Source organism: Nostoc sp. 2RC (assembly GCF_014222165.1).
GTDB lineage: Bacteria > Cyanobacteriota > Cyanobacteriia > Cyanobacteriales > Nostocaceae > Nostoc > Nostoc linckia.
In genome coordinates this window covers 1-10,327 of the sequence record NZ_JACKZU010000294.1, presented here as the reverse complement: position 1 = coordinate 10,327, position 10,327 = coordinate 1, and the positions used below count along the sequence as shown (strand labels likewise).

5 protein-coding genes are annotated in these 10,327 nt (G+C 39.9%); 3 read left to right on the top strand and 2 right to left on the bottom strand.

Annotated features, from left to right (window positions below; all coding sequences use genetic code 11):
- Positions 1-171: 171 nt before the first annotated feature.
- On the bottom strand, positions 172-561 hold the full coding sequence (gene gcvH / locus GNE10_RS25655) for a glycine cleavage system protein GcvH (protein ID WP_185567881.1): 390 nt from the start codon (positions 559-561) through the stop codon (positions 172-174).
- A gap of 399 nt (positions 562-960) precedes the next feature.
- Positions 961-2,097, bottom strand: coding sequence for a glycine cleavage system aminomethyltransferase GcvT (gene gcvT / locus GNE10_RS25650; protein WP_185567878.1), 1,137 nt, complete (start codon positions 2,095-2,097; stop codon positions 961-963).
- 252 nt (positions 2,098-2,349) lie between these two features.
- On the opposite strand from gcvT, the gene GNE10_RS25645 reads away from it, so the two are divergent.
- The 3 genes from GNE10_RS25645 to GNE10_RS25635 all read left to right on the top strand — a co-directional run bounded on the left by GNE10_RS25645 (position 2,350) and on the right by GNE10_RS25635 (position 10,043).
- Positions 2,350-2,844, top strand: coding sequence for a pentapeptide repeat-containing protein (locus tag GNE10_RS25645; RefSeq protein ID WP_185567875.1), 495 nt, complete (start codon positions 2,350-2,352; stop codon positions 2,842-2,844).
- A 228-nt stretch (positions 2,845-3,072) separates the two neighbouring features.
- Positions 3,073-8,367, top strand: coding sequence for an AAA family ATPase (locus GNE10_RS25640; RefSeq protein ID WP_185567872.1), 5,295 nt, complete (start codon positions 3,073-3,075; stop codon positions 8,365-8,367).
- Between the two features lie 233 nt (positions 8,368-8,600).
- Entirely contained in the window at positions 8,601-10,043 is a 1,443-nt protein-coding gene (locus GNE10_RS25635) for an ATP-binding protein (RefSeq protein ID WP_185567869.1), read from the top strand.
- Positions 10,044-10,327: the final 284 nt, after the last annotated feature.

Below are 10,327 nucleotides of genomic sequence, written 5' to 3'. Positions count from 1 at the left end.
GTGTGGGGAGAGAGGGGAGTGTGGGGAGAAAGAAAATTTATGCTTCCCACACCTCCCACACCTCCCACACCTCCCACACTTCCTGCTTGCCCAATGCCCAATACTTCTCTGCGAGAGGCTGCGCCAACGACTACGCTCAGTACAAGTGCCCAATGCCCAATGCCCAATTCCCTACTCCCCTTCTACTTGAGCGCGGTATTCATCAGCACTTAAAGCATCGTTTACATCATCGAGGTCATCGACGCGCACTTTTAAAAACCATCCTTCACCGTAGGGGTCATCTGCTATTTGTTCGGGGTCTTCAATCAAAGGATCGTTGCGTTCTACTACTGTGCCTGTCACGGGTGAATTTAATTCTTCAACGGCTTTTACTGATTCAATAGTGCCAAATGTCTCTCCTTTTGTCAGTAAATCGCCAATTTCTGGCAGTTCCAAAAACACAATATCCCCCAACTCATTGACGGCAAACTCAGTAATCCCAATGGTGGCAATATCACCATCGAGTCGCACGTATTCATGAGAATCTAAGTATCTAAAATCTTGAGGATAATTAAAAGACATATCACTTCCTCTCCCTTGTCGAACAATTTATTGCCTTAACAGTCATCCAAGCCATATTCAATAATGAACCTTGCTGTAGATTGATTAACTTATACAAGTGATGCCAAGCCATGAGTGAAAAAATGTGATTTTCACTTCTTTACTTACTACTCGGAACTAGACACCACTGAAAGGGAACTCCAAAAAATAAATTATTCTGCTTAAAGCGTTGAACGCCAGTTGCTTCTCCTAAGGGAGAAGCTGCGCGTAGCTTGCTTCCCCAAAGAGGTACAAACCTCTTAACCCATCCAAGGCACTGGCTTTTGTTAACAGTCAACAGTCAACAGTCAACAATCTTCTATGGAATATTTTTACTTGGAAGTCCCAAAACACATTATTCCTCAAAATCCTCAGCACTTATCAGTTCGCGACACGATTCTTTGAGCGATAGAAGGGACGTTTCACCACAACAGCTGGGTAAGCTTTACCGCGAATATCAACTTCTAATTGTTGACCAACAGTTGCTACCTTGGTGGGAACGTAGCCTAAGGCAATGGGATAACCAAGTGTGGGGGATAAAGTACCGCTGGTGACTTCTCCTACAACTTTACCGGCTGATAGAATTTGGTAGCCATGACGAGCAATGTTACGTCCTTGGGTTTGCAAACCTACCAAACGTCGCTGTACTCGCGTAGCTTTTTGCTGTTCTAAAACTGGTCTACCAATAAAATCGCCTTTGGTATCTAGGTGAACTAGCCAGCCCAAACCCGCTTCTAAAGGTGTGGTGGTATCATCGATATCTTGCCCATAAAGTGCCATTGCTGCTTCTAGCCGTAGGGTATCTCTCGCACCGAGTCCACAAGGAATAACGCCAGCATCATAAAGGCTTTGCCACAATTCTACTGCTACATCAGAATCTAACATTACTTCAAATCCATCTTCACCGGTGTAGCCTGTGCGGGCGATGAAAGCAGGTTTACCCAATACCGTTGCTTGGAGATGACCAAATGCTTTGATTGGTTGCAAGTCTTGTTCTACAAAAGGTTGGAGATATTGAATAGCTTTTGGCCCTTGCACAGCAATTAAAGCTTTTTCTGGCGAAAGGTCTTGGAATTGCACTTCATTTTGGTCGAGGTGTTGCAATAGCCATGCTTTATCTTTGCCAGTAGTTGCCGCATTGACTATAATCAATACCCTTTGCGTACCACTGGTGTCTTCACCTTGATAATAAACAATAATGTCGTCAATAATTCCCCCTTGGGGATTTAACAACACAGTGTATTGTGCTTGATGAGGTTGCAACCGACTCAAGTCTGAGGGTACTAAAGACTGGAGTTTGGATATGAGGTTTTTCCCTTGGAGGGTAAATTTGCCCATGTGGGAAATATCGAACATCCCGGCTGTATTTCTCACAGCTTCGTGTTCCCGACTAATGCCACTAAATTGTACCGGCATTTCCCAACCACCAAAGCTAGTAAAGCGTGCTTTGAGTTCTACACCCAATTGATATAAAACAGTCCGCGCCAAGGTTTGGGCGTTATCTTCTTGATTAGCCACAGGTATTTATGCGATCGCACTTTAACATCTCTCTATCCTACGAGATGCTTTCCTGTTTGACAGAATATAGAATTCTCGATTTTAGGTTTTGCATAAAAACCAAAGACGAACAGAACAAGGCGAAATAATTGTTGCAATTTATCTCCCTTGTCTCACCAGTCACCAGTCCCCAGTCAACAATCAACAATCAACACTCTCTACTAAGGTTTAATAGTTAATGGTGGAAATGTTGAGATTTGTTAATTTAACATTATGAAGTATCGGCAAATACTCGCTAGCTTGATCTTAGCCATAGCTCTTTTTGTTTTTCCCCTTTCAGCGCAAGCTGCAAGTTCTTCCAGCATTAGCCGTTCTGCCGGGGATGATTTTCAAAGCAAGGATTACTCTGGCCAAAGTTTAATCGGCACTGAGTTTACTAATATTGATTTGGAAAATGCTAACTTTAGCAATGCTGACCTACGCGGCGTCGTGTTTAACGGTACTGTGTTAGAGGGAGTAAATCTGCATGGTGCGGATTTTAGTAATGGCATAGCCTACCTGGCAAAATTTAAGAACGTTGATTTAAGCGATGCAGTCTTAAGTGATGCAATGATGCTGCGTTCTATATTTAATGATGTCGATGTTACTGGCGCTGATTTTACCAATGCAGTTTTAGATGGAACACAAGTGAAAAAACTTTGTCAAAAGGCAAGTGGTGTCAATTCTAAAACTGGTGTAAATACCCGTGACTCTCTAGGATGTAAGTAAAATTTATGTCAACAGTCTGACAAAAATTTTAATTTAGGCTGCGTTAGCCTACGACACAATACTGTTGATTGTTGACGGTTCACAGTCAACAGTCAACAGTCAACCACCATGCGCTGTTGTATAATTTCCCCTTCCCCACCGCTAAAGACTCCAGCAAGTTGATGGGTACACTAACTCTAACAAAGTCATTCGGATAGGATTAAGCCACTTTTGAGGAGTACCCAACCTATGCTGACGCTTTCCGGCTATCAAATTATTGAAAAAATCTATGAAAGCAGCAATTCTGTAATCTATAAAGGCTACCGGGAAGCGGATAACAAACCTGTAATACTCAAAACTCTCCGAGAAGCTTATCCTTCACCAGAAAGCATTGCTTGTTACCAGCGAGAATATGAGATTATTCACAATATCCATCTATCAGGAGTTGTGCAAATTTACGCTTTGGAAATTCATCAACAACGACCAGTCTTAGTGTTAGAAGACTTTGGTGGTAGTTCCTTAGCTAAATTGCAATTGGCTGGAAAAATAGAATTAGAGCATTTTCTCAAATTGGGTATTTCTATTGCCAAAAATCTGAGAGAAATTCACGCTGCTAATATTATCCATAAAGATATCAATCCAGCAAATATTGTTTTGAATCCTCATACAAAACAAATTAAATTTATTGATTTCGGGATTTCTAATGTTCTGTCACGAGAAACTCAATCTTTCAAAAATCCTCATATTTTAGAAGGGACTATTACTTATATTTCTCCTGAGCAAACTGGTCGCATGAATCGAGCGATTGATTATCGCAGTGATTTCTATTCTCTGGGGGTGACATTCTATAATTTACTCACAGGAGAAGTACCGTTTCCAGAAAATGATATCTTAGCATTAATTCATTGTCATATTGCCAAACAGCCGCCACTTTTAAGGGACTGGGGACTGGGGACTGCTAACAAAAAAGAAATTCCTCAAGCTGTGTGTGACATTGTGATGAAATTAATGGCTAAGAATGCTGAAGACCGCTATCAATCAGCTTACGGTATTCAGGCAGATTTAGAACAATGTTTGCATCAACTACAAACCAATGGCAGAATTGATGTTTTTTCATTGGCAAGAGAAGATGTGTGCGATCGCTTTATAATTCCCCAAAAACTTTACGGACGAGAACAAGAATTAGAAACACTATTAACGGCTTTTCATCGCGTTAGTAATGGTAGCACTGAACTAATGTTAATTGCTGGCTATTCTGGAGTGGGTAAGTCAGCTTTAGTTAATGAAATTCATAAACCGATTACAGCCAAACGCGGTAATTTTATTACTGGTAAATATGACCAATACCAAAAAAATATTCCCTATTTTGGCATTGCTTATGCATTTAACGATTTGTGTAATCAATTTTTGACTGAAAGTGAAACTATTTTAAAACAATGGCAAGTAAAAATCTTAAATGCTGTGGGTAATAACGGACAAGTTTTAATTGATGTTATTCCTAATTTGAAATTTGTCATCGGCGAACAACCACCCGTGGCTTTAGTAAGCGGACAAGAAGCCCAGAACCGTTTTAATTTGGTTTTTCAAAATTTTCTGAAAGCTATTTGTCAGAACGAACATCCCTTAGTTTTATTCCTTGACGATTTGCAATGGGCTGATAGTGCCTCGTTGAAATTGCTAAAGATTATTTTATGCGATGACGATATTCAAAATTTATTCATCATTGGAGCTTATCGAGATAATGAAGTGGATACAATTCATCCATTGGTCATGACTGTTGACGAAATCCAAAAGGATGGAGGAATTGTATCTGAGATTCATCTCAAAAACCTGACTCCCAAGGATGTGAATGCTTTAATTGCCGAAACATTGTCATCTTCAATCATCTTGACTCATGGATTATCGAATTTAGTTTATGAAAAAACTCAAGGTAATGCTTTTTTTACGGCGGAATTTTTAAAATGTCTTTATACAGAAACATTACTGAATTTTGATTATCAACAAAGAAAATGGTGTTGGAATTTAAAACAAATTGCTGCTAAAGAAATTACTCAAAATGTTGTAGAATTAATGATGGGTAAGATTGTCAATTTAGCACCAGAAACCCAGAAAATTTTGCAGCTAGCTGCTTGTATTGGCAATAATTTTGATTTGTCTACATTGGCTGTAATTTATGAGCGATCGCTAAAGCAAGTCCTAGATGATTTATTCCCAGCACTCCAAGAAGGCTTAATTGTTTTTTTAAATAATCGATATCATCTGAAATTTTTCCGAAATGCCCAAAAAGCCAGCGAAATTAATTGTAAATTTCAGCACGATCGCGTCCAACAAGCGGCTTATTCTTTGATTTCCCAAGACCGAAAACAAGCAACTCATTTGAAAATTGGACGACTGATGTTGAATAATACATCAGCCGCAGACCAAGAAGATAAAATTTTTGAAATTGTTAATCAATTAAACATTGGTGCAGATTTGATTAATAACCAACAAGAACGAAATAAATTAGCCAATTTGAATTTATTGGCGGGACGTAAAGCTAAGGTAGCAGCTGCTTATGAAGCAGCTTTGGCATATTTTTCAGTCGGCATTAAATTACTAGCAGCAGATTCTTGGCAAAGCAACTATAACCTCACCTTGGCATTATCTGAGTCAGCAGCAGAGGCAGCATTTGTGTGTGGTGATTTCACACAGATGAATGTGTGGGTAGAAGAAGTATTGCAACACGCTCAAACTTTACTAGATAAATTGAAAATTTATCAACTTCAAATTGCAACCTTTTCCATTCAAAATCAGTTACCAACAGCTAATACAACTGGTCTAGAAGTGTTGCAAGCTTTGGGGATTAACTTTCCTTCTACTCTCAGTCCCTTAGAATTGAACCAAGTTTTACAGCAAACAGCAAATCGTCTCGCGGGTAGGGAAGTCAAAGACTTAATTAACTTGCCACAAATGCAGCAAGCTGAACAACTCGCAGCGATGCAAATTCTTTTTGGCATCATGGCATCTAGCTATCGCCAAGCAAATGAGCTAATGCCATTCCTGATTTTAAAGATGGTGGATTTATCTCTGGAACACGGCAATACACCACTATCAACAATTGGTTATGTGATGTATGGTTTAATTCTCTGTGGTGCTTTGGGAGAAATTGCATTAGGCTATCAATTTGGTCAACTGAGTTTGAGCTTGTTAGAACGCTACGATGCTCAAAATCTCAAATGTCCCGTCAGTTTGACATTTCATGCTAGCATCTGCCATTGGCAACAACCACTCCAGAAAACCATCAAGTTTTTGAGGGAAGCCTATCAAATTGGTAGAGACCAAGGAAATATGGAACATACAGCTTTTTGTGCTGCCTATGATAGCCTACATTCCTGGGGGTGCGGACAAAACTTGGTGGAACTGGAAAAGCAAATTGCTAGCTACTATCATGCCTTTAGTAAATTGCAAAATAAAACGGCTCTTGATTATTTAGCTATTCATTGGCAACTAACCTCGAATTTGCTGCAAACACCTGAGAATTCCGATGATTTAAGCAGCGTAGTTTGTCAGCAACAGCAAATACTATCCCGCTTAAAGCAAACTAAAGATCGCACAGCCCTAGCCCACTTTTATTGCTGTCAGCTTTTTGTGTCCTATCTTTTCCAAGATTTTCCCCAAGCCACAGCCAACGCCCAAGAGTTAGAAAAGTGTCTAGATGCAGTAGTGGGGATGGTGATTGTACCAATTTTCAATTTCTATGATTCGTTGACAGCCTTAGCTTTGTATGGTGATGCTAATACATCAGCACAAAAAAAATTATTAGAAAAAGTCACAGCTAATCAAGCCCAAATGCACAAATGGGCACAACAAGTACCAATAAATTATTTACATAAATTTTATTTAGTGGAAGCAGAACGGCATCGTGTCTTAGGACAAAAATCAGAAGCAATTGAAATGTACGATATCGCCATTGCTTTAGCCACAGAAAATGAATATTTAAACGAACAAGCCATAGCAAATGAACTCGCTGCTAGATTTTATTTGCAATGGGGTAAAGATAAAATTGCCCAAGAATATCTACTCAATGCTTATTACAATTATGCTCGCTGGGGTGCTAAAGCAAAAGTTAAAGATTTAGAACAACGCCATCCTGATTTTTTCAAACAAGCCCCTCAAAAATCTGACTTTTCCACCTCTAAAACTATCTCTACTAGTAGCACTACCCTATCAAAATCTATAGACATCAAGAGTTTTATCAAAGCATCTCAGGTTTTGGGACGAGAAATAAAATTCGATACTTTATTAACAAAATTGATGACAATTGTCATTGAAAATGCTGGAGCAGAAAAGGGTTATTTACTACTTCCGCAACAAGATAAATGGCAAATTGCCGCCTCAAAAATTCTCGATTTAGATGCCAATCACATTTCAGAACCTATCCACTGGCAAACTGAGGCAATGCTTTCTACTGCCATTATTGATTATGTCATTCGCACCAAAGATACTGTTGTATTGCATGATGCTGCCCGTGAAGGTAACTTCACCCGCGATGCCTATATTCATCAACAGCAACCTAAATCTATTCTGTGCTTTCCTCTCCTCAATCAAAACAGAATGATTGCCATTGTTTACTTAGAAAATAATCTCACAACCGGAGCATTTACCCCAGAACAAACAGAAATTGTAAATCTACTTTCTTCCCAAGCTGCTATTTCTCTGGAAAATGCTACTTTATACAATACCTTAGAACAAAAAGTAGCCGAACGCACTCAAGAATTGTCTCAAGCCCTAGAAGATCTCAAAGCTACCCAAAAGCAACTTGTGGAATCAGAGAAAATGGCAGCTTTGGGAAGTCTTGTGGCTGGAGTTGCTCATGAAATCAACACACCAGTGGGTACTAGTATTACAGTTGCTTCCACCTTAGCTGACGAAACTCGTTTGTTGATTGCATCAATGGAACAAGGTTTAAAGCGCTCAGTTTTAAACAATTATTTGGAAATTGCTCAAGAAAGCACCAAATTGATTCTCAGCAACCTCAATCGTGCCGGAGAATTAGTGCAAAGCTTCAAACAAGTAGCTGTAGACCAAACCAGCTTGGAACAACGGACATTTTTAGTCAAGCAATATTTAGAAGAAATTATCACTAGTTTGACTCCCAAACTCAAACAAGCCTCCCATAGCTTAATTGTCACAGGGGATGAAACAGCGAGCATCAACAGCTATCCTGGAGCTTTGGCGCAAACCATCACCAACTTAGTTATGAATTCCCTAACTCATGCCTATCAACCAGGGGAGTCAGGACAATTGCGGATTCACGTCCAACAACAAGACACCCACATAGTAATTGAATACAGTGATGATGGTTGCGGCATTGCGCCAGAAAACTTAAACAAAATTTTTCAGCCATTCTTTACCACAGCCAGACAGCAAGGGGGTAGTGGTTTAGGTCTGCATATTGTTTACAACCTAGTGGTTCAAAAGTTGCAAGGTACTATTGATGTTCGCAGTGAACTAAAAAAGGGAACTCTATTTACAGTCATATTACCTCTAGGTTGGGAATGGTAACTGATGACTGATGACTAATGACTGTTGACTGGAGAGATGAGAGGGACAAGGGAGATGAGGAAAGCAGGGTGGCCAGGGGAGGCGAGGCTCTTGAGGTAGGGGAAGAATAACTCCTAACTCTTAACTCCAAACTCCTAACTCCAAACTCCAAACTCCAAACTCCTAACTCCTAACTCTCAATACCCTCTGCCCCATCTCCTGTTTTTGATTTTCCATGACAAAATTAGTTGAAAATGGTTAACGATACCCACATGTCTCTCTCAGCAACAGACGATGAAGTATTTGTGTTTGAAGATGATGAAGATAATACAAGTCAGAAAATTCAATTAACTTCGTTGGAATTCAAAGGTCAGATACAGGAAACTTCTGAAGCTTGGAAACTGATGATAGTAGACGATGATGCTGAAGTTCATCAGGCGACAAAGTTGGCTTTAAGAAGTTTTACATATCAAGGTAAACCTTTAACCTTTATCTCTGCTTTTTCGGGAATAGAAGCAAAAAAATTAATTGCAGAACACTCGGATACTGCATTTATTTTATTAGATGTGGTGATGGAAACTAATGATGCTGGATTAAGGGTAATTCAGTACATTCGGGAGGAATTAAAAAATCAGATTGTGCGGGTGATTTTACGCACCGGACAACCAGGAGATGCTCCAGAAGAATCGGTGATTTTAAACTATGATATTAATGACTATAAACTGAAGGTAGAACTGACTCGGCAAAAGTTAGTTACAACTGCGATCGCTGCTTTAAGGTCATACCGCGATTTAATGACCATTCAAGAACAAACAACACAATTAACTAAAGCATTACACGATTTACAACAAACACAATACAATCTCGTGCAAAAAGAAAAAATGTCGGCATTGGGTAACTTAGTTACAGGCATCGCCCACGAGATTAACAACCCAATTAACTTTATTGCAGGCAACCTCAAACCTGCTGAAAATTACATTCAAGACTTATTAAGATTAATCAAACTTTATCAACAAACCTTTCCCCATCCAGGAGGCGAAATTGAACAAGTCATCAGCGAAATTGATTTAGACTACCTGCAAGAAGACTTACCCAAACTCATCTCCTCCTTAAAAGAAGGTAGCGATCGCATCCGTGGTATTAGCGCTAGTCTCCGCATCTTCTCTAGAGGTGATGGCGATCGCAAAGTTCCTTTTAATGTTCATGAAGGCCTTGATAGCACACTACTCATCCTCAAACACCGACTAAAAGGCAACGAACATCACCCACTCATTGAAATAGTCAAAGATTACGGCAATCTACCCCCAATAAAATGCTTTCCGGGGCAACTCAATCAAGTATTTATGAATATCCTCGCCAACGCCATTGATGCTTTAGAAGAAACTCACCAAGAAAGAACTTTCCGACAAATCAAAGACAATCCCAATCGCATTACAATTCAAACGAGATTATCTCCAGACCAGCATCATGTCTTAATCCGCATTCAAGATAACGGACTAGGAATGTCCGAAAACGTGAAGCAAAAATTGTTTGATTACTTATTTACCACCAAACCAGTAGGCAAAGGCACAGGTTTAGGATTAGCCATTTCCCGCCAGATTATCGAAGAAAAACACAACGGTAAACTCACAGTCACCTCAGAATTAGGCAAAGGCACAGAATTAACCATCAACATTCCAGTGGAAAATGGGGAATAGGGCAATAGGGCATGGGGCATGGGGCATGGGGAGTGAGGAGTTAGGAGTTGGGAGTTGTGAGTTGGGAGTTGGGAGTTGGGGGTTAGGAGTTAGGAGTTAGGAGTTGGGAGTTATCTTTCCCTGTCTCAAGAGCCTCCCCTGGTTACTCTGCTTTACTCATCTTCCTTGTCTCACCCATTCCTCTCATCCCAATACGGTTAGGATAAGCAGTATGAACTTCCCTTGTGGTCTGGGAAAAGGTTAAGGGGTAAGGGGATTTGGATGTATTTGAAACCTTTCCCCTT

Bases quoted from the DNA above. Each gene is read 5' to 3' on its own strand.
- GNE10_RS25645 (WP_185567875.1), top strand. From the start codon at position 2,350: ATGAAGTATCGGCAAATACTCGCTAGCTTGATCTTAGCCATAGCTCTT.
- GNE10_RS25635 (WP_185567869.1), top strand. From the start codon at position 8,601: ATGGTTAACGATACCCACATGTCTCTCTCAGCAACAGACGATGAAGTA.
- GNE10_RS25640 (WP_185567872.1), top strand. From the start codon at position 3,073: ATGCTGACGCTTTCCGGCTATCAAATTATTGAAAAAATCTATGAAAGC.
- gcvH (WP_185567881.1), bottom strand. From the start codon at position 561: ATGTCTTTTAATTATCCTCAAGATTTTAGATACTTAGATTCTCATGAA.